Genomic DNA, 19619 nt, shown 5'->3' on the forward strand with positions numbered 1-19619 from the left:
AGCTTAAGAGCGAGATGAGGTACGTTGACCATGAAACGAAATGCAGGAAAACAAAATCTCGGAATATGGATAGCAGCGGCGGCGTTTTTAGCGGCCGCTATCCTGCTTTTGTCCGTGCACGTCACCCAGGTGACGGTTACCGGCAGCAAGCGCTACACGGATAAGCAGATGGAGGAGCTTCTGTTCCCAGGGAAATGGGACAAGAATTCCGCCTATCTCTACATTTCCAACCGCTTCAAGCCCCACCGCCAGATTCCCTTTGTGGAGGACTACAAGCTGGTGTTCCACGGCCCCACGAAGGTGGAGATCATCGTCTACGAAAAGGACATTGTGGGTTATGTCACGGACATGAGCAGCTATATGTATTTTGACAAGGACGGGATTATCGTGGAGAGCTCCGGCAACAAGCTGGAGGGGGTGCCCCTGATCACGGGCCTGGATTTCGGCCAGCTGATTCTGCACCGTCCCCTGCCGGTGAAGGACCAGACTGTGTTCCAGGACATTTTGAACCTGACCCAGCAGCTTTCGCTGCACAATATTATAGTGGACCGCATCGAGTACAACTCCCACAACAAGGCCACCCTCTACATGGGCGAGATGCAGGTGTCCCTGGGCGACGACGCAAACGTGGACAGCAAGATATCCGTGCTCAGCGATATACTGGCCGCCCATCCCCAGCTGGTCGGAATGAAGGGCGTGATTGAGCTGGAGAATTATAATGAAGAGGGGATTGGGGGAGGGATTACGTTTAAGAAGAAGTAGCTTGGGAACGGAACCAGAAGCGAAAATTTTGCAATTCTTGTAAATATTTCAAGGCCCAACCCGGCACCATCTTGTTGCGCACCCGCCAAAAATCTGTTAAAATTAGATAACGTGTTACAATTAAAGCTTCTATGGTCCGGGATATGCCGGGGATTGTAAGGCAGAGATCAAATACTGAAAAAGTCCGCCATTTTATGAAAAAAACAGTTGATATTTTTTCTAAAATCAAATATAGTATTAGGTAGACTAGAATTCAGAAGCTGATGGAATGAATATCATACCGAAGGCATATTATATATAGAAGCGGGAAGTATGGCTGACAGTGGCAGTAAGGGAATAAAAGGAGGATATCATCTTGTTAGAGATTAAGATAAATGAGTCAGAGAATGCCGCCAGAATTATTGTGGTAGGAGTAGGCGGCGCCGGAAACAATGCGGTGAACCGTATGATTGAGGAGAACATCGCAGGCGTCGAATTTATCGGCATCAATACGGACAAGCAGGCTCTTCAGTTCTGCAAAGCCCCCACTGCCATGCAGATCGGCGAGAAGCTGACCAAGGGACTCGGCGCAGGCGCCCGCCCGGACGTGGGTGAGAAAGCGGCTGAGGAGAGTTCTGAGGAGATTTCCCAGGCGTTAAAGGGAGCGGACATGGTGTTCGTGACCTGTGGTATGGGCGGCGGAACCGGTACCGGCGCGGCCCCCGTAGTTGCGAAGATTGCAAAGGATATGGGCATCCTCACCGTAGGCGTGGTGACCAAGCCCTTCCGTTTTGAGGCGAAAACCCGTATGACCAATGCCATGAACGGTATCGCCAGCTTAAAAGAGAGCGTTGACACCCTGATCGTGATCCCCAACGACCGTCTGCTGGAGATCGTGGACAGGCGTACCACCATGCCCGATGCGCTGAAGAAGGCGGATGAGGTGCTGCAGCAGGCAGTGCAGGGCATCACGGATTTGATCAATGTTCCCGGACTGATCAACCTGGACTTCGCGGATGTGCAGACCGTCATGATCGACAAGGGCATCGCCCACATCGGCATCGGCAAGGCCAAGGGCGACGACAAGGCCATCGAGGCGGTGAAGCAGGCTGTTTCCAGCCCGCTGCTTGAGACCACCATCGAGGGCGCAAGCCATGTGATTATCAACATTTCCGGCGATATCAGCCTGATCGAGGCCAACGAGGCCGCCAGCTATGTTCAGGAGTTGTCCGGAGATGATGCGAATATTATCTTTGGTGCGATGTATGATGAGAACGCACAGGATGAGGCGACCATCACGGTGATCGCCACCGGATTGGACGAGCATGAGGCCACCGCTTCTGTGGAGACCGCTATGTCCAAGTTTGCCAATTACAAGCAGCCCAAGGTTCCCACCGCGCTGGTGAAACCGCAGCCTCAGCCGCTGCACGGCGATCAGGAGGCGGCCGCCACTGCGAACCCGTACCGTCAGGCTCCCAGCTACAATACCGGGAATTACGGACAGGGAAATGCGGGCGGACAGGGTTATCAGAGACCGTCCGGGGAGAGCCAGGGACAGGGATATAATCCCGGCTACGGCAGCTCCAGATACGGACAGCAGGGCGCAGGCCAGGGAAGTGGAACTACGTTCCGGCCGGGCGCGAATAAGGAATCGATCAATATTCCGGATTTTTTGAGAAATCGGAAGTAAGAGTGGGTTAGGAATTAATTGAAGAGGGTGAAGTGGACCGCTGCGCGCTGGGAGGTGCGTGGCGGTTTTTTTGTGGTGGGGGAGGAGAAGGGACGCGCGGCAGCGGGGCGCAGGGGGATGGATTGCGGGGCGTCCTACGCGGAGCGCAGGATCTAAAGCCCGGACAGGACCAAAAAGAAGGCACCGGCTCGATTCGCGGAGAAACTCTGATGAGCTTTCTCCGCTCAACTCGCCTGAAATCGTGTTTTGGAGAACACGATTTCTCCTCCTTTTTGGCCCCGCCCGGACTTAAGATCCTGCGGTCCGCTCCGGACTGCTCCCGCAATCCATCCCCCTGCGCCCCGCTGCCGCGCTGGCGTTCTCTGGCTGAGTGGAAAGAGTGGGGGATTCCAGTTTTTTACTGCAATTTTTATGCCAAAAAAATTCGCGGGATTCGACAGGAAATGACAGGTTTTGGGAAATGGAAAATTATGGTGAGATTGAGGGCGGAAGGGCCCTTTTTTTGTGTGGTTGAGGGAAGAGGAGAGCGTGTGCTGGGATTTTTGAGGGAGGGCTTAGGGCCTTCCTTTTTGGGTTTTGTGGGAGATTTTGTCGAAATTGATCGAAAAATTTTGTGGTGGCAGGTGCCTTAATTCGACAGCATTTGCGCGTGAGAATGACTATAATGTCATTCAGAACGTTTCACAGGGAGGTGGGGCCGGAGTCGCGTGACGTATACGGTGTACATAGATGTGGTGTTTTTTGTCAATGCTGTGATGGATTTTGTGGTGTTGGCGATTTTAAACAGAATTTTGGATTCCGGCGCCGGATGGGGCAGACTTCTGTCCGGCGCGGCTGTTGGTGGGCTGTGGGCCTGCCTGGTGAGTGTTCTTCCGGGGATGCCGGTTTGGCTTCGCGGGATGGGGACTTACCTGGGGGTGAGCAGCCTGATGGTCTTTTTGGCCTTTCGGCCGGCCGGACTGAAGGCTCTGGCAAGGGCGGTGCTGGGAATGTATCTGGTGACCGCCGTTCTGTCGGGGGTGATGCTGGCGCTTTACCAGCACACCAGGGCCGGGTATTATCTGGAGCTGCTGGTCCGCGGGGAGCGGGTCATGGGGCTTCCGGCACTGGCCTGGTTTTTGGTGGCGGCGGGAGGAGCAGCGGGGGCTTACGGACTTGTAGGCCTGGGAAAGAATCTGTTACAAGGGCGGATAAAGGGCAGAAGGTATTGCAGGGTGAGGCTGGGCTTCAAGGGGAGTGAAGCCGGGCTGACCGCTCTCATCGATACCGGAAACTGCCTGAAGGAACCGGTAAGCGGCCGCCCGGTCCACGTGGTGACGGCCTCGGCGATTGCCGGGCTGTGCCCCAGGGTGGACGGGGTGATCTATGTGCCCTACCAGGCGGTAGGCACCAGCCACGGCCTTCTTCCAGCGATTTTTCTGGACTGGATGGAGGTGGAGCTGGACTACAAACGATACAGGTTTGAACGGCCTCTGGTGGCCGTCATCCGGGAATCTTTATCCCCGTCCGGGAAATACCAGATGCTGCTTCAAGAGGAACAGTGGGGAAAGGACGAGGCATCATACGACGAGTGTTCGCAACATACAGGAGGGAAATTCCATGATTATAAAAGTATCCATTCCAAACCGCTTTCAACTGAAAACCGTCCCCAGCTTTAAGACGGTGCTCATGCCCAAACAGAGCGAGGTCCATTATATCGGGGGAGCCGATATCCTGCCCGCGCCTCTGGAACCGGAGGAGGAGAGCCGGATGATCGGCATGTTGAGCGGTGAGGAGGACCAGAAGGCGAGGGCGGCGCTGATCGAACACAACCTGAGGCTGGTGGTCTATATTGCCAAGAAGTTTGATAATACCAGCGTTGGGGTGGAGGATTTGATCTCTATCGGAACCATCGGGTTGATCAAGGCGATCAATACGTTTAAGCCGGATAAAAATATTAAGCTGGCTACATATGCGTCCAGATGTATTGAAAATGAGATTTTGATGTATCTGAGACGGAACAACAAGACCCGGATGGAGGTGTCGATCGATGAGCCGCTGAATGTGGATTGGGATGGAAATGAACTCCTGTTGTCGGATATTCTGGGTACGGATGAGGACGTGATTTACCACGATATTGAGGATGAGATTGAGAAGAATCTGCTGAATAATGCCATTAGCAGGCTGAATCCCAGGGAGAGGAAGATTGTGGAGTTGAGGTATGGGTTGACCAATGAGGATGGGGAGGAGATGACGCAGAAGGAGGTTGCGGATCTGCTGGGGATCTCGCAGTCGTATATTTCACGGTTGGAGAAGAAGATTATGAAGAGGTTGAGGAAGGAGATTGTGAGGTTCGAGTAGGGGGAGAGCAATGGGTACGCGTCTGACCGTGAAAGCCCACCCCACCCGGACGCTGGGGATTGCAGGGAGTAAGAAAAGAAAAAGCTTTTTGATGGTTGATAAAAAACACCCTCCGATGGGAGGCGGCGTGTGGAAGCACGCTGCTGGGATCGGAGGGTGGTTTTGGTTAATGGGGTGGGGAGAAAATGGTACAGGAATTATTTTAGCTGTATCATGTTGTCTTTGATTTTGAACTTTCCGAAGCTTCGGATGAAGCTGGAGATGCGGCTGAAGCCGTACTGTTTTACGTCGAAGGTCGGGAAGGCTTTTTTGAGTTCGTCGTGGACGATGCTCAGGTTGTCCACGTGGCCGCCGGAGCCTTGGATGATGCGGATCAGCTCTTGTTCGATTTCAGTCTTGGAGATGCTGGCGCTCTTTTCCTGGACGAAGTAGCCGCCGTGGAGCTTGACCAGCTGGAATTCGCTGTTGTTCATGCTCTCCAGGAAGGTGGAAAGCTTGGAGTAGCCGTAGTTTCGGACGTCGAAGTCGGAGAAACGCTTGGACAGGAAGTTGCCTACCCGGGCCAGGCCGATGGGCTGGTTGACGCCGTTGTTCTCCATCAGAAGCTTGGAGATGGCTCTCTGAATCTCGTCGATGCCGGTGATGGTTTTCTGGATGGCGGCGATGTTGGCCGGGTCTTCCTTGATGGTGACCACGGGGCCGCGGCCTTTGACGTTCTCAACCACCTCGGAGGCATCCTCGGAGGAGATGATCTCTAAGAGCTTGAAGGTGTCGCAGGCGGTGCGGAAGGGCTTGGGGGTCTTCTGTTCTCCGATGCCCATGACGAACATGCCCGACTCGCGCAGGCGCTGAGCCAGCTTGGTGAAGTCGGAGTCGCTGCTTACCAGGCAGAAGCCGTCTACATTTCCCGAGTAGAGGATGTCCATGGCGTCAATGATCATGGCGGAATCCGTGGCGTTCTTGCCTGTGGTGTAACTGTACTGCTGGATGGGGTTTACCGACCAGTCCAGGAGGACGTTCTTCCAGCTGCGCTTTTCGTTGTCCGTCCAGTCGCCGTAAATGCGCTTGTAGGTGGCGATGCCCTGGTCGGAGACTTCATCAAGAATGTATTTGATATACTTTGGTGATACGTTGTCAGCGTCGATCAATACTGCAAATCTGCGGTCGTTCTGTTCCATAATTTGTGTTCTCTCTTCATAAAATTTGAATGATTGGAAAAATTTTCATCCAAAGATAGTTTAACACATCCGGAACCGGCCTTCAAGGACAAACCGCGTCAGCTCAAATAAGTTTTCATGGTTTTCAGCGCATTTTTCTCCAAACGGCTGACCTGGGCCTGGCTGATGTGGATCTCCTCGGCCACCTCGGTCTGGGTTTTTCCCTCAAAGAAACGCAGGTCGATGATGTGACGCTCCCGCTCGGGCAGCCGCTTCATGGCTTCCCCCAGGGATAAGTCCTCCACCCAGTTTTCTTCCAGGTTCTTTTTGTCGCTGATCTGATCCATCACGTAGAGCGGATCGCCTCCGTCGGTGTAAACCGGCTCGTAGAGACTCACCGGGGTCTGGATGGCGTCCAGGGCGTAGGTGATGTCCTCCTTGGAAACGCCGATTTCCTGGGCGATTTCCGCCAGGGTGGGCTCCTTGGAGTTGAGGCGGGTGAGCTGCTCTCTGGCATAGATGGCTTTGTAGGCCGTGTCGCGCAGGGAACGGCTCACCCGGATGGAATTATTGTCCCTGAGATACCGCCTGACTTCTCCCAGTATCATGGGAACCGCATAGGTGGAAAATTTCACATTCTGAGTGATATCGAAATTGTCAATGGCCTTGATCAGGCCGATGCAGCCGATCTGAAACAGATCGTCGATGTTTTCCTGATTTCCGGAAAAACGCTGGATCACGCTCAACACCAGGCGCAGGTTCCCTTTGATGTACTGCTCCCTGGCTTCCTTATCGCCGTCCAAAATCCGCTTGAACAGCACCTCTTTCTCTTCATTGCTTAACAATGGCAGCTTGGCGGTATTTACGCCGCATATTTCCACTTTGTAACCCGACATGATCCTTACCTCCGCTGTTGCGATACTGGCCGCGCGGCGAAAAAAATGACAGCCGTGCGGGCCGGTTGCTATAACGGAATGATGTACGGATTGAAATGGTTTTATACGACATGGGGGCAGAAAAACTTTTCCAGTATTTTGCAAAAATAAAAAGAACCCGCAATTTTCAAGGCTTGCGGGCTCTTTTAAAAAAGTCGGAAAATTCTGTAACAGTCCGGCTTGTCAGGAAGATGAGCCGGACAAACTGCTGTAAACAGATTATTTGTTTTTCTGATAAAGGATCAGCAATCCCTTCAGCAGCAGAGCGTCGTCGCAGATGATTTTGTGACGGCACATGGGGGTGATGAAGCGGGACAGCCCTCCGGTGGCCACCACGGTGGCCGGTTGTCCCAGCTCCCGCTCCATGCGGTCGATGATCCCGTCGATCATGTCCACGTTGCCGAAAATGATCCCGGCGCGCATGCAGTCAATGGTGTTCTTGCCGATCACCCGGTCCGGCACCTCCAGACTGATGTAGGGCAGCTGGGCGGTCTTGGAGCTCAGGGAATCCAGAGATACCTTCAGTCCCGGCAGGATGATGCCGCCAATGTAGTTGCGGTGTTTGTCCACCACGCACATGGTGGTGGCGGTGCCCATGTCGATGACGATCAGGGGAAGGGGGTGCTCATGGCTGGCGGCCACCGCGTCCACAATCTGGTCGCTGCCCACGGATTTGGGGTTGTCCATGAGAATGTTCATGCCGGTTTTCATGCCGGAGCCCACCAGCAGCGGGCGGATGCCGGTGACCTTCTCCACGGCGGTTAAAATGACGGAATTTAAAGGCGGTACCACGGAGGACAGGATGGCACCCTCGATGTCCGTGACGTCGATGCCGCACATTTCCAGAATGTTTTTGAAGCTAACGGCGTACTCGGTGGCGGTACGGCTCTGGTCTGTGGTGACGCGCTCGATAAAATAGGTTTTCTTCTCGTCGATGCCGCCGATGACGGTGTTGGTATTGCCCATGTCTATGGCTAAAATCATGAGGGAACTCCTTTCAATGATTGAAAAATTATGATATCATGATGATTGTAGCATAGATGGAAATTGGATACAAGAAAAATAGTAACCGTTCAAACGGCTCATTTTCCTGGCCGGAAAAGCCGGTTGAGAAGCGACGGATGTCCATCCGGTTATCCCGCGGTCTGAACGGTTACGAAAAATGCATGAGGAGGATTGGAAATGTTGAAGGACAAAACAGTGCTTCTGGGCGTGACCGGAAGTATTGCCGCTTATAAAATCGCTTCCCTGGCCAGCATGTTGGTGAAGCAGGGGGCAAAGGTACAGGTTTTGATGACGGAAAACGCCACGAATTTTATCAATCCCATTACCTTTGAGACCCTGACCGGGCACAAATGCCTGGTGGACACCTTTGACCGGAACTTCGAGTTCAGCGTGGAGCACGTCTCCATCGCCAAGGCGGCGGACGTGGTGATGATCGCCCCGGCCTCGGCCAACGTGATCGCCAAGCTGGCCCACGGGCTGGCGGACGACATGCTGACCACCACGGTGCTGGCCTGCCGGTGTAAGAAGATCATCGCCCCGGCCATGAACACCAATATGTACGAGAACCCCATCGTCCAGGACAATTTAAAGGTCTGTGAGCGCTACGGTATGGAAGTGATCACCCCGGCCACGGGATATCTGGCCTGCGGGGACACGGGGGCCGGGAAAATGCCGGAACCGGAAGTGCTGTTTGAGTACATTGTGCGGGAAATCGCCTTCGGGAAGGACCTGGCGGGCAAGCGGGTGCTGGTGACCGCGGGGCCGACCAGGGAGTCCATTGACCCGGTGCGTTTTATCACCAACCGTTCCACCGGCAAGATGGGCTACGCGGTGGCCAGAGCCGCGGCTTACCGCGGGGCCAGGGTGACGCTGGTAACCGGCCCGGTGAATCTGAAACCGCCTATGTTTGTGGATGTGGTGCCGGTGGAGAGCGCTCGGGAAATGTTTGAGGCGGTGACCTTAAGAAGCGGGGAGATGGACATGATCGTGAAATCCGCGGCGGTGGCGGATTACCGGCCGGGCACCGTGGGTGAGGAGAAGATCAAGAAGTCCGACGGGGACATGTCCATCGCCCTGGAGCGGACAGACGATATTCTGGGCTGGCTGGGAAGCCACCGCAGGGAGGGGCAGATTCTCTGCGGCTTCTCCATGGAAACCCAGAACATGCTGGAGAACTCTGCGGCCAAGCTGGAGAAAAAACACGTGGACATGATCGTGGCCAACAATCTGAAGGTTTCCGGTGCCGGGTTCGGCACGGACACCAACGTGGTGACGTTTATCACAAAGGATGGGGCGGAGGAGCTGCCGATTCTGACCAAGGATGAGGTGGCTCACAGGCTTCTGGATCGGCTTCTGAGCCTGTAGCGCTCTGTGGCGGCCGGCCGCATGTCGCGGAGCCGCCGCGTCCTGGGCGGTTGCCTCGCCCCGAGCCACCGCCGCGCCCCGAGTTGCCGCCGCGCCTTGGGCCGTCGCCGCAGCCCGAGCTGCCGCCGCGTCCTGGGCCACCGCCGCGCCTCGAGCCACCGCTGCACCCTGGGCCGTCGCCGCGCCCCGAGCTGCCGCCGCGCCCTGGGCCACCGCCACGGCCCGAGCTGCCGCCGCGCCCTGGGCCACCGCCACGGCCCGAGCTGCCGCCACGCCCTGGGCGGTTGCTGCGCCCTGGGCCACCGCCGCGCCTCGAGCCACTGCCGCGCCCTGGGCGGTTGCCGCTCCTGTCCGTTTCGCCGCGCCATACCGCGCCGCGTCCTGGAAATACCTTGACTTTGCGAAATAATCATACTAGAATAGAATGGATATGGACGGACCAAGGCAGGACGTCCATCTTTTGAGCGAAAAACAGTATGGAGGACGAATGATTTGTCACAGACCTTAGATCAGATGAAAGAGGAAATCAACAAGCGCAGAACCTTTGCCATCATATCCCACCCCGACGCGGGTAAAACCACGTTGACGGAGAAATTTCTGCTGTACGGCGGAGCCATCAATCTGGCGGGAACGGTAAAGGGCAGAAAGGCTGCCAAGCACGCGGTGTCCGACTGGATGGACATTGAGAAGGAGAGGGGAATTTCTGTCACCTCCTCCGCCATGCAGTTCAACTACGAGGGATATTGCATCAATATTCTGGACACGCCGGGGCACCAGGACTTCTCAGAGGACACCTACCGCACCCTGATGGCCGCGGACTCCGCGGTTATGGTGATCGACGGCTCCAAGGGCGTGGAGGCCCAGACCATCAAGCTGTTCAAGGTCTGCGTCATGCGCCACATCCCCATTTTTACCTTTATCAACAAATTTGACCGCGAGGCCAGAGATCCCTATGAGCTGCTGGACGAGATCGAGGACGTGTTGGGCATTCGCACCTGTCCCGTGAACTGGCCCATCGGCTGCGGGAAGAATTTCAAGGGCGTGTACGACCGCTTTGAGCGGAAAATCACCACCTTTACCGCCGCAATGGGCGGAGCCAAGGAGGTGGAGAGCCAGGAGTACGACGTGGACTCCACGGATCTGGACGCTCTGGTGGGGCCGGTCTACTATCAGCAGCTACAGGACGACATCGAGCTGCTTGACGGGGCCAGCGACGAGCTGGACATGGAGCGGGTGCAGCGGGGCAATCTGTCCCCGGTGTTCTTCGGCTCCGCGCTGACCAACTTCGGTGTGGAGACTTTCCTGGAGCATTTCCTGAAAATGACCACGGCGCCCCTTTCCAGAAGGACCCTGGATGGGGAGATCGACCCCTTCCGCCCGGATTTCTCCGCCTTTGTGTTCAAGATCCAGGCCAACATGAACAAGGCGCACCGGGACCGCATCGCGTTCATGCGCATCTGCTCCGGCAAGTTCGAGGCGGGTATGGAGGTAAAACATGTCCAGGGCGGCCGCAAAATCCGCCTGACCCAGCCCCAGCAGCTGATGGCCCAGGACCGCAAGATTGTGGAGGAGGCCTACGCCGGGGATATTATCGGCGTGTTCGATCCGGGTATCTTTGCCATCGGCGACACCCTGTGCACGTCCAATGAAAAATTTCAGTTCGAGGGAATTCCCACCTTTGCGCCCGAGCATTTCGCCAGGGTCCGCCAGGTGGACACCATGAAGCGCAAGCAGTTTATCAAGGGCGTGAATCAGATCGCCCAGGAGGGCGCCATCCAGATTTTCCAGGAGTTCAACTCCGGCATGGAGGAGATCATTGTGGGCGTGGTGGGCGTGCTGCAGTTCGAGGTGTTGACCTACCGTCTGAAAAATGAGTACAATGTGGAGGTGGCCCTGGAAAAGCTGCCCTTCGAGTACATCCGCTGGGTGGAGAATCCCCAGGAGATCGATGTTGCCCGCATCCAGGGAACTTCCGATATGAAGCGGATCAAGGATCTGAAAGACAACCCGCTGCTGCTGTTCATCAACAGCTGGAGCGTGGGAATGGTACTGGAGCGGAATCCGGGATTAAAGCTGTCGGAATTCGGCAGAGGGTAAACCGCGCTCCGGGAATATTTTTAAAGCTTACAATGGCCCGGCGGACCTGCCGGGCCGTTGCGAAATCTCTTAAAAAGGAGGATCTATATCTGTCATGACTAAAATCGAAACCGTAAGGGCCGCCATGGTGGCGGCTATGAAGGCTCAGGACAAACCGCGCAAGAACGCTCTTTCCATGCTTCTTTCCGCGCTGAAAAACGCCGAGATCGACAAGCGTGAGCCTCTGACCGAGGATGAGGCAAACGTGGTGGTGAAAAAAGAGATCAAGCAGACCCAGGAGACTTATGACACCGCGCCTGCGGACCGTCAGGACATCCGCGACGAGGCCGCCGTGCGCCTGGCGGTATACAAGGAGTTCGCTCCGGCCGACATGTCCGCGGAACAGATCCGGGAAGTGATCGCCCAGGTTCTGGCGGAGCTGAACATCGAAGCGCCCACAGCCAAGGACAAGGGCGCCATTATGAAGGTTCTGATGCCCCGCGTAAAGGGCAAGGCCGACGGCAAGGTGGTCAACGAGACCCTGGCCTCCATGATGAAATAATTTTCCCGCCGTCTGAACTGTTACAATAATTTTCTGTTCCAGTCCCATAAATCCATTTCAAAAAGGAGAACGTCATGTATAAAAAAGAGATTGAAGAATATATCGACAGCCACCGCCAGGAGATGCTGGACGATATCTGCACCCTGTGCCGGATCAACAGTGAGAAGATGCCCTATGTGGAGGGTAAGCCTTACGGCGAAGGCCCCTTTGCGGCCTTAAACGCAGCGCTGGAGATGGCCGAGGGTTATGGATTCGCCATCACGAACTACGACAACTATGTGGGTACGGCCGACTTAAACGATAAGGAAGCCCAGCTGGACATTCTGGCTCATCTGGACGTGGTTCCGGCGGGAGAGGGTTGGACGGTGACCGAACCTTTTGAGCCGGTGGAGAAGGACGGAAAGCTCTACGGCCGCGGAACTGCCGACGACAAGGGACCGGCGGTTGCCGCAATGTACGCGATGCGTGCGGTGAAGGAGCTGGGCATTCCCCTGTCAAAGAACGTGCGCCTGATCATGGGAACGGACGAGGAGTGCGGCAGCTCCGATATCGAGCACTACTACAGCGTGGAGAAGGAAGCGCCCATGACCTTCTCGCCCGACGGAGAATTCCCGGTGGTCAACATTGAGAAGGGCCGCCTGCCCGGGCATTTTACCGCCAGTTGGGAGAAATCGGAAAAGCTTCCGCGCCTGGTCAGCTTTAAGGCCGGTGTGAAAACCAATGTGGTGCCCGGCAAGGCTCACGCCGTGGTGGAGGGCGTGGAGCTGGAGGTTCTCACGGCGACGGCTGCCCAGATGGAGCAGGAGACGGGAATTCACTTTGAGTTCGAGGAGGAGTCCGGCAAAATACACATCACCGCGGTGGGAGAGGGCGCTCACGCCTCTATGCCCTATGAAGGAAAAAATGCTTTGACCTGCCTGCTTTCCTACCTGACCCGTCTGCCCCTGGCGGAATGCGGACAGACCGAGACCTTAAAAAAGCTGCTGGGCCTTATGCCTCACGGCGAGACCGACGGCAAATCCCTGGGCGTCAAGATGGGGGATGAACTGTCCGGAGACCTGACGCTGGCGTTCAGCATGCTCACAGTGAACGGGGAGGGCCTGGACGGCGAGTTCGACAGCCGCTGCCCCATCTGCGCAAACGAGGAAAACGTGCTGAAGGTGATCCGGGAAAATATGGCAAACATCGGCGTTACTCTGCTCAATGAGGCTATGATCACGCCCCATTACGTGGACGGGGATTCCCACTTTGTGCGCACGCTGAACGCGGCATACGAGCTGTACACCGGCCTTCAGGGCGGCTGCCAGTCCATGGGCGGCGGCACCTATGTCCATGAACTGAAAAACGGCGTGGCCTTCGGCGCGGCGCTTCCCGGCACGGACAACCGGATGCACGGTGCGGATGAGTTCGCCGTGATCGACGAGCTGATGGTCAGCGCAAAGATTTTCGCCCAGGTAATTGTGGATCTTTGCAGCTAAAGAGAGCCGGAAAGAGCCATTTTTGAAAAAAAGCTTGACAAAAGGCGTCAGGCGTTGTATCTTCTTAACTAAGATAAATCCTAGTCAAACGCTATGATATCAATTCGGATCGGAGGAGACCATGAGACAGTTCAAAGCCATGCAGATGAATATGGATATGATGAACAGCATGTACATGTGCTGTGTATCCGCATGCGCCGAAAACTGAATCCGGGTTTCATCTGTATGGATTGTGAGAATTGATCAATGTCGCTTTGAACAGAATCGTGTAGATTCAGGGCCGCAAGTCTAACAAGACATGCGGCCCTTATTGAGTTTAAGGGGCCCCAGAGGGGCGGCTTGACGGGACATACGAAAGGAATGGAAGGAATGGAAGGAAACAAACAGGAGCCGATTATACGGCTGGAGGGCCTGGGAAAACAATTTTCCACCGCAAACGGCACGGTGACCGCGCTGGAGGACATTAATTTGGAGATCAAAAGCGGGGAGATCTTCGGAATCATCGGCCTCTCGGGAGCCGGAAAGAGCACGCTGGTGCGCTGTATCAATTACCTGGAGGTGCCCACCTCGGGCAAGGTGATTTTTCAGGACAAGAACCTGTCGGCTATGAGCGACAAGCAGAAGCGCCTGGCCAGACAGTCCATGGGTATGATTTTCCAGCAGTTCAACCTGCTGAGCCAGCGCAACGTGCTGCAGAACATCTGCTTCCCCATGGAGATCGCAGGTACCGGCCGGGCCGAGGCCAGAAAACGTGCGGAGGAGCTGCTGGCCCTGGTGGGGCTGGAGGAACGGGCTAAGGCCTATCCGGCCCAGCTGTCGGGAGGCCAGAAGCAGAGAGTGGCCATCGCCAGGGCCATGGCCACCAACCCCAGAGTGCTGCTGTGCGACGAGGCCACCAGCGCACTGGATCCCAACACCACCAAGTCCATTTTACAGCTTCTCAAACGGATCAACCGGGAAATGGGCGTTACGGTGATCGTGATTACCCATGAGATGGCGGTGATCGAGGCCATCTGCGACAAGGTGGCGATTATCGACCACAGCCACATCGCGGAGGTGGGGAAGGTTTCGGATATTTTCTCCGGCCCCAAGTCCGAGATCGGCCGTCAGCTGATTCTGGGCGAAGCCGGGCACACGGCTGTAAACTTCGGAAAATCCGGCCAGATCCGAATCATTTTCGACGGCCGTGAGTCCTCGGAGCCTATCATCTCCAATATGGTGCTGGCCTGCAAGGTGCCGGTGAACATCATGCATGCGGACACCCGGGATATCGAGGGTAAGGCCATGGGCCAGATGCTGATCCAGCTCCCGGAGGACGAGGCGGACGCCAACCGGATCCGGAATTACTTAAAAACCACCAGGGTGACGTTTGAGGAGGTGCGATGACATGCAGTTTGACGCGACGACAATCAATATGCTGAAGGAAGGGACCATGCAGACCATTTACATGGTGTTCATGTCCTCTCTTATTTCTTATTTAATAGGGATTCCGCTGGGAATCGCCCTGATGGTGACGGACAAGGACGGAATCCGGCCGGTGCCGCTGTTTAACAAGGTGCTGGGTCTGGCGATCAACCTGCTGCGCTCCGTACCGTTTTTGATCCTGATGATTATGGTGATCCCCTTCACACGCCTGGTGGTGGGCAAGATTATCGGCCCCAACGCGGCGGTGGTGCCGCTCATTATCGCGGCGGCCCCTTACATAGGGCGCATGGTGGAATCTTCCTTAAAGGAAGTGGACGCCGGGGTGGTGGAAGCGGCCCAGTCCATGGGGGCGTCCACCTGGCAGATCATTTGGAAGGTGCTGCTGCCGGAAGCGAAACCTTCTCTGCTGGTGGGAGCGGCCATCTCCATCACGACGATCCTGGGTTACTCGGCCATGGCGGGAGCTGTGGGAGCCGGAGGTCTGGGCGACATCGCCATCCGGTACGGTTATCACCGCTATCAGACGGACATGATGCTGGTGACCGTGGCGCTGCTGGTGATCATCGTGCAGCTGATCCAGGAAGCGTTTATGAGAACTTCCAGAAAGAGCGACAAGAGAATCCGCTGAGGGCGCAAAGGCCCCGGCTGATGATAAAAACACCCCCGAACGGGGAATCAAAAAATGAGGAGGAAACAATTATGAAGAAGAGAGCACTTGGAGCGGCACTGCTGGCGGCAGCGCTGGCGGCGGGAACACTGGCAGGCTGCGGAGGCGGCGCAAAGGAGACAACGGCGGCTTCCAGCGCGGAGACCGCTGCTGAGACCACCGCTGCGGAGGCAAATGCGGAGGAGACCACCGCAGAGGCAGCTGCGGAGACAACGGCTGCTGAGTTAAAGCCCATCGTGGTAGGCGCCAGCCCGGCTCCCCACGCGCAGATTCTGGAGGCGGCCAAGACGGTGATGGCAGCCAAGGGATATGATCTGCAGATTCAGGAGTACACCGATTATGTAATTCCCAACCAGGCGCTGGATGGCGGCGATCTGGATGCCAACTATTTCCAGCACAAGCCCTATCTGGATTCCTTTAACGAGCAGAACGGGACCAAGCTGGTGAGCGCAGGCGTGATCCACTATGAGCCCTTCGGCATTTACGCCGGCAAGACCACGGACCTGTCCGCGCTGCCGGACAAGGCGACCGTGCTGGTTCCCAACGATGTGACCAACGAGGCCAGAGCGCTGCTGCTTCTGGAGGCGCAGGGACTGTTAAAGCTGAAGGAAGGCGCAGGCCTGGAAGCCACCCGCAATGAGATTGTGGAGAATCCCAAGAACCTGGACATCGTAGAGCTGGAGGCAGCGCAGATTCCGCGTTCTCTGGCGGACTGCGACATCGCGGTTATCAACGGAAACTATGCCATTGAGTCCGGCCTGAAGGTTTCCGACGCTCTGGCTACCGAGAGCAGCGATTCCCTGGCAGCTACCACCTACGGAAATGTGGTGGCCGTGCGCGAGGGCGATGAGAACCGGGAGGACATCAAGGCGTTGATCGAGGCCCTGACCAGCCCGGAGGTGAAGGCGTTCATGGAGAGTAAATACGAGGGAGCCGTTGTTCCCATGTTCTAAAGCGGCGGGCGCATGTTTGGACGCTTCGCAGAATTGACAGTAATCGTTTTGGAAAATGCAATTCGTCGGGAAATTCCGGCGGATTGTATTTTTTTGTCAGATATGATATACTGTGAGCACTTGGCGAGATGATGTTTCGCTTGGTTGGAACATATGCAGCTGTCTCAAAACACCGCTGAGTGCGCAGAGCGGCGCGGATTTTCTGTAGCCGGCTTTCGGAGTCAGCGTATCCGGTGGACGGCGTGTTGGAAAAAGCGGGGATTTCGGTCCCTGTAAGCGAAAGGAGAAAGTTCAGATGGATTATGACAACGATAAACTGAACGGCGGCCAGGAGATATCCGGAGGGAGTCCTATTGACGGCGGCCAGGCGGATGCGCCTGCCACGTCTTTTGAGGAGACCGGGATACCGCCGGTTGTGACCGATATTCCGCCGGTTCTGGAGACATACAGTTTGGAACAGAGCGAGGCGTCCGGGGACGGAGAAGCGGAGGACGCTGCGGATGGGAAGGAAGCAGAGGCCGCTGCGGAGCCGGAGAATACTGCGGAGCATGGGGCCTGTGAGGGCGGTTCTGCGGGCGAGAATGAGGTTTGCGACGGGGAAGCGGAGAATTCCCGGCCTGAAGCTGTAAAAGACGCGGAAAGCGCTGTAGCTGGCGCTCAGCCGGGAGCCTTCGGCCAAGGGATGCAGGCAGGGACGTTTGATAATCAGAACGGGAGCCAGGGCGCAGACGGGCAGAGAGCAGATGGGCAGGGAGCCCAAAGTGGCCGGCCCGGCGGTTACACCGGATACGGACAGGGCGTTCCGGGCGGTCAGCCGGGAGCCTATGGAACGGGAGTGCGTCCTGGTCAGCCGGGAGGTTATGGCCAGGGAGTACAGTCCGGTCAGCCAGGGATGCAGCCGGGCCAGCCAGGGATGCAGCCGGGCCAGCCTGGAGGCCAGCCGGTACATCCTGGTCAGCCCGGAGCCTATGGTCAGGGAGTACAGCCGGGCCAGCCTGGAGGCCAGCCGGTACGTCCTGGTCAGCCCGGAGCCTATGGTCAGGGAGTACAGCCCGGCCAGCCGGGGAGTCAGCCGGGCCAGCCAGGGATGCAGCCGGGCCAGCCAGGGATGCAGCCGGGCCAGCCGGTGCGTCCCGGTCAGCCGGGAGCCTATGGCCAGGGAGTACAGCCGGGCCAGCCTGGAGGCCAGCCGGTACGTCCTGGTCAGCCCGGAGCCTATGGCCAGGGAGTACAGCCGGGCCAGCCTGGAGGTCAGCCCGTACGCCCCGGTCAGCCGGGAGCCTATGGTCAGGGAGCACAGCCCGGCCAGCCCGGGAATCAGCCCGGAGGCCAGCCGATGCGTCCCGGCCAACCCGGAGCCTATAACCAGGGTCCCCAGCCAGGCCAACCCGGAGCCTACAACCAGGCCCCCCAGCCTGGCCAGCCCGGAGCCTACAACCAGGCCCCCCAGCCCGGCTACAACCAACAGGGTTACAACCAACAGGGCTATAACCAGCAAGGCTACAACCAACAAGGCTACGCCCCCAACCGTTACCAGCCCTCCACCGGCGGCCCCCAGCAGGGCTATAACCAGGGGCCTCAGTATCAAATGCAGTACCAGACGGAGATCAAGGCCGCGCCCAACGGCATGGCAACCGCCTCTCTGGTGATGGGCATCCTGTCCCTGGTCTGCTGCTGGTGCGGATATGTGGGCATCGCCTTTGGTTCCCTTGGAATCATTTTCGCCCTGCTGTCCAAGCGGGATGAACCCATGAGCGGCCAGGCGAAAACCGGCCTGACGCTGTCCATCATCGGCCTGGTGCTGGCGGTGATCGCCATTGTCCTGTTCCTGCTCATGGACGCCTCCTCCCTTGTGTCGGAGGTGATCGGATCATGAAAAAAGCAGCTGAATACCGCACACAGGCGAGGAAATCCCTGCTCGGCAGATATGGCAACATCGTGCTGGCCAGACTGCTGGGATTTTTGATGATATTTGCGACCGCCATTGTGCTGGTCGTTATGGCGTCTTATACGTTGACCTATATCCTGGCTGCGTCCGGCAGACGTTTTGGCGGAGGAATCCCCTTCGGCGTGGTGTTGATGTCCATTATCATTGCTCTGCTTCTGGTGATTATGGTGGTCACGGAGGTCCTGCTGCAGGGCGGTACTCTGAAGATGGCATACAAGGCCTTTCGCGGTCAGGATATCCGGCTGGGGGATATGTTTTACGGCTTTAAGGGAAAGACGCCCTGGCATATTTTAGGGATCAACTTTGTGATCGGTCTGATTCAGGTGATTTTTATGATTCCCTATTTTGTGAGCTATATGCGGGTGCGCCTGGAGATGGACACGACCGCAACCGGGATCGCGCTGGTGGTGCTGTCCTGGCTGCTGTTTATTGTTGTTTCCATTGTCCTCTCCCTGTTTTGGGGCCTGGCGCTCTATGTGATGATCGACTGCCCGGACCTGGGAACCTTTGCCTGCCTGAAGGCCAGCGCAAAGCTGACAAAAAGGCGCAGGTGGAAGCTGTTCTGTTTCCATTTGAGCTTTATCGGCTGGCACATTCTGGGGCAGCTTTCCTTTGGAATCGGAACGTTGTGGATCATGCCCTATATCGAGTGCTCGACCTTCGGATTTTATCAGGACTTAAAAGCGGAGAAGGAGCAGCTTGGGATCAAATGGCGCCCCGATCCGGCCGGGAAAAATCCAGCCGGCGCTTCTTAATCGCCGCCCGCCCTCATATAGTACAGTGAGGAAGTATTTGAGGGCGTGAGCGAATGCGAATCAGCGAGCTGAAACAGAAGGAAGTTATCAATGTAAAGGACTGTAAGCGTCTCGGGTTTGTGGGGGACGTGGATTTTGACATGAAAACCGGCTGCATGCTGGCGATTATTGTCCCGGGACCGGGCTGCATCTGCGGCTTTCTGGGGCGGGAAAAAGAATATATCATCCCCTTCTGCGATATTTGTCAGGTAGGGGATGATATTATATTGGTGGATGTAAAACCAAAGGAGGTGTCCGAGGCGGTCAAATGCTGAGGACGCTAATGCAATCTTAATGCGGCAGATTTGAATCCCTATGGAATCTTTAACAGCTCAGGACTATGATGGAGTTATAAAAGAAAGGATCAAAAGGAGGTCTGCCATATGAAGCGCAAGGTTGTCATCCATGGAGTTGAGGAGTTTCTTATCATGTGTCTTATGGTCGTGGCGGCAGTTGGAATCCGCTATGCCATATGGCTGGTAT

At 56.4% G+C, this 19619-nt stretch carries 21 protein-coding genes; 18 read left to right on the plus strand and 3 right to left on the minus strand.

Annotation, left to right across the window (positions count from 1 at the left end; translation table 11 throughout):
- The first annotated feature begins 30 nt into the window (after window positions 1-30).
- The 7 genes from ACK2JC_RS25055 to ACK2JC_RS25085 all read left to right on the plus strand — a co-directional run bounded on the left by ACK2JC_RS25055 (window position 31) and on the right by ACK2JC_RS25085 (window position 4997).
- Window positions 31-762: a cell division protein FtsQ/DivIB gene (locus tag ACK2JC_RS25055; RefSeq protein WP_092361011.1), complete on the plus strand. Its 732-nt coding sequence runs from the start codon at window positions 31-33 to the stop codon at window positions 760-762.
- 355 nt (window positions 763-1117) lie between these two features.
- Window positions 1118-2431: a cell division protein FtsZ gene (ftsZ, locus tag ACK2JC_RS25060; protein WP_320937815.1), complete on the plus strand. Its 1314-nt coding sequence runs from the start codon at window positions 1118-1120 to the stop codon at window positions 2429-2431.
- 27 nt (window positions 2432-2458) lie between these two features.
- A complete protein-coding gene (locus ACK2JC_RS25065) occupies window positions 2459-2587 on the plus strand; it encodes a hypothetical protein (protein WP_368271090.1) in 129 nt (42 codons plus the stop codon).
- 53 nt (window positions 2588-2640) lie between these two features.
- On the plus strand, window positions 2641-3063 hold the full coding sequence (locus ACK2JC_RS25070) for a hypothetical protein (RefSeq protein ID WP_368271089.1): 423 nt from the start codon (window positions 2641-2643) through the stop codon (window positions 3061-3063).
- Window positions 3064-3138: 75 nt separating this feature from the next.
- On the plus strand, window positions 3139-4089 hold the full coding sequence (locus tag ACK2JC_RS25075; RefSeq protein ID WP_227170546.1) for a sigma-E processing peptidase SpoIIGA: 951 nt from the start codon (window positions 3139-3141) through the stop codon (window positions 4087-4089).
- Window positions 4031-4771 (plus strand): RNA polymerase sporulation sigma factor SigE, encoded by a 741-nt coding sequence (gene sigE, locus ACK2JC_RS25080; RefSeq protein ID WP_024735063.1) that lies wholly within the window; start codon window positions 4031-4033, stop codon window positions 4769-4771. Before ACK2JC_RS25075 ends, sigE begins: the two co-directional genes overlap by 59 nt.
- 10 nt (window positions 4772-4781) lie before the next feature.
- Complete coding sequence (locus tag ACK2JC_RS25085) at window positions 4782-4997, plus strand: hypothetical protein (RefSeq protein WP_368271088.1); 216 nt, start codon at window positions 4782-4784, stop codon at window positions 4995-4997.
- Here ACK2JC_RS25085 and ACK2JC_RS25090 read toward each other — a convergent pair.
- From ACK2JC_RS25090 to ACK2JC_RS25100, 3 genes are all read right to left on the minus strand, one after another.
- A complete protein-coding gene (locus ACK2JC_RS25090; protein ID WP_024735062.1) occupies window positions 4969-5949 on the minus strand; it encodes an NYN domain-containing protein in 981 nt (326 codons plus the stop codon). The genes ACK2JC_RS25085 and ACK2JC_RS25090 overlap by 29 nt on opposite strands.
- A gap of 98 nt (window positions 5950-6047) precedes the next feature.
- Window positions 6048-6824, minus strand: a complete 777-nt coding sequence (gene sigG / locus ACK2JC_RS25095; RefSeq protein WP_007713353.1) for an RNA polymerase sporulation sigma factor SigG — start codon at window positions 6822-6824, stop codon at window positions 6048-6050.
- A gap of 258 nt (window positions 6825-7082) precedes the next feature.
- Window positions 7083-7847 (minus strand): type III pantothenate kinase, encoded by a 765-nt coding sequence (locus ACK2JC_RS25100; protein ID WP_320937813.1) that lies wholly within the window; start codon window positions 7845-7847, stop codon window positions 7083-7085.
- Between the two features lie 198 nt (window positions 7848-8045).
- Here ACK2JC_RS25100 and coaBC point away from each other — a divergent pair, with 198 nt between their 5' ends.
- The 11 genes from coaBC to ACK2JC_RS25155 all read left to right on the plus strand — a co-directional run bounded on the left by coaBC (window position 8046) and on the right by ACK2JC_RS25155 (window position 19411).
- On the plus strand, window positions 8046-9233 hold the full coding sequence (gene coaBC, locus ACK2JC_RS25105; RefSeq protein ID WP_320937812.1) for a bifunctional phosphopantothenoylcysteine decarboxylase/phosphopantothenate--cysteine ligase CoaBC: 1188 nt from the start codon (window positions 8046-8048) through the stop codon (window positions 9231-9233).
- 492 nt (window positions 9234-9725) lie between these two features.
- Complete coding sequence (locus ACK2JC_RS25110; RefSeq protein ID WP_320936430.1) at window positions 9726-11330, plus strand: peptide chain release factor 3; 1605 nt, start codon at window positions 9726-9728, stop codon at window positions 11328-11330.
- Between the two features lie 94 nt (window positions 11331-11424).
- Complete coding sequence (locus ACK2JC_RS25115; RefSeq protein WP_092361023.1) at window positions 11425-11871, plus strand: GatB/YqeY domain-containing protein; 447 nt, start codon at window positions 11425-11427, stop codon at window positions 11869-11871.
- 74 nt (window positions 11872-11945) lie between these two features.
- Window positions 11946-13349, plus strand: coding sequence for a dipeptidase PepV (pepV, locus tag ACK2JC_RS25120; RefSeq protein ID WP_320936431.1), 1404 nt, complete (start codon window positions 11946-11948; stop codon window positions 13347-13349).
- Window positions 13350-13718: 369 nt separating this feature from the next.
- Window positions 13719-14735, plus strand: a complete 1017-nt coding sequence (locus tag ACK2JC_RS25125; protein ID WP_107435706.1) for a methionine ABC transporter ATP-binding protein — start codon at window positions 13719-13721, stop codon at window positions 14733-14735.
- Window position 14736: 1 nt separating this feature from the next.
- The gene (locus ACK2JC_RS25130; RefSeq protein ID WP_007713315.1) at window positions 14737-15402 is read left to right on the plus strand and encodes a methionine ABC transporter permease; all 666 of its coding nucleotides are present in this window, start codon (window positions 14737-14739) and stop codon (window positions 15400-15402) included.
- Window positions 15403-15473: 71 nt separating this feature from the next.
- On the plus strand, window positions 15474-16394 hold the full coding sequence (locus ACK2JC_RS25135; protein ID WP_092361026.1) for a MetQ/NlpA family ABC transporter substrate-binding protein: 921 nt from the start codon (window positions 15474-15476) through the stop codon (window positions 16392-16394).
- Between the two features lie 698 nt (window positions 16395-17092).
- Entirely contained in the window at window positions 17093-18043 is a 951-nt protein-coding gene (locus ACK2JC_RS25140) for a hypothetical protein (protein ID WP_368271087.1), read from the plus strand.
- Window positions 17983-18270 carry a DUF4190 domain-containing protein gene (locus ACK2JC_RS25145; protein ID WP_092361028.1) on the plus strand — a complete coding sequence of 96 codons (288 nt, stop codon included), beginning with the start codon at window positions 17983-17985 and terminating at the stop codon, window positions 18268-18270. The genes ACK2JC_RS25140 and ACK2JC_RS25145 overlap by 61 nt, the downstream gene beginning before the upstream one ends.
- Complete coding sequence (locus ACK2JC_RS25150; RefSeq protein WP_320936434.1) at window positions 18267-19097, plus strand: DUF975 family protein; 831 nt, start codon at window positions 18267-18269, stop codon at window positions 19095-19097. The genes ACK2JC_RS25145 and ACK2JC_RS25150 overlap by 4 nt, the downstream gene beginning before the upstream one ends.
- A 53-nt stretch (window positions 19098-19150) precedes the next feature.
- The gene (locus ACK2JC_RS25155) at window positions 19151-19411 is read left to right on the plus strand and encodes a YlmC/YmxH family sporulation protein (protein ID WP_007713304.1); all 261 of its coding nucleotides are present in this window, start codon (window positions 19151-19153) and stop codon (window positions 19409-19411) included.
- The last annotated feature ends 208 nt before the right edge of the window (window positions 19412-19619 follow it).

The organism is Enterocloster lavalensis (assembly GCF_046603895.1).
In the GTDB taxonomy this organism is placed as follows: Bacteria; Bacillota; Clostridia; order Lachnospirales; family Lachnospiraceae; genus Enterocloster; species Enterocloster lavalensis.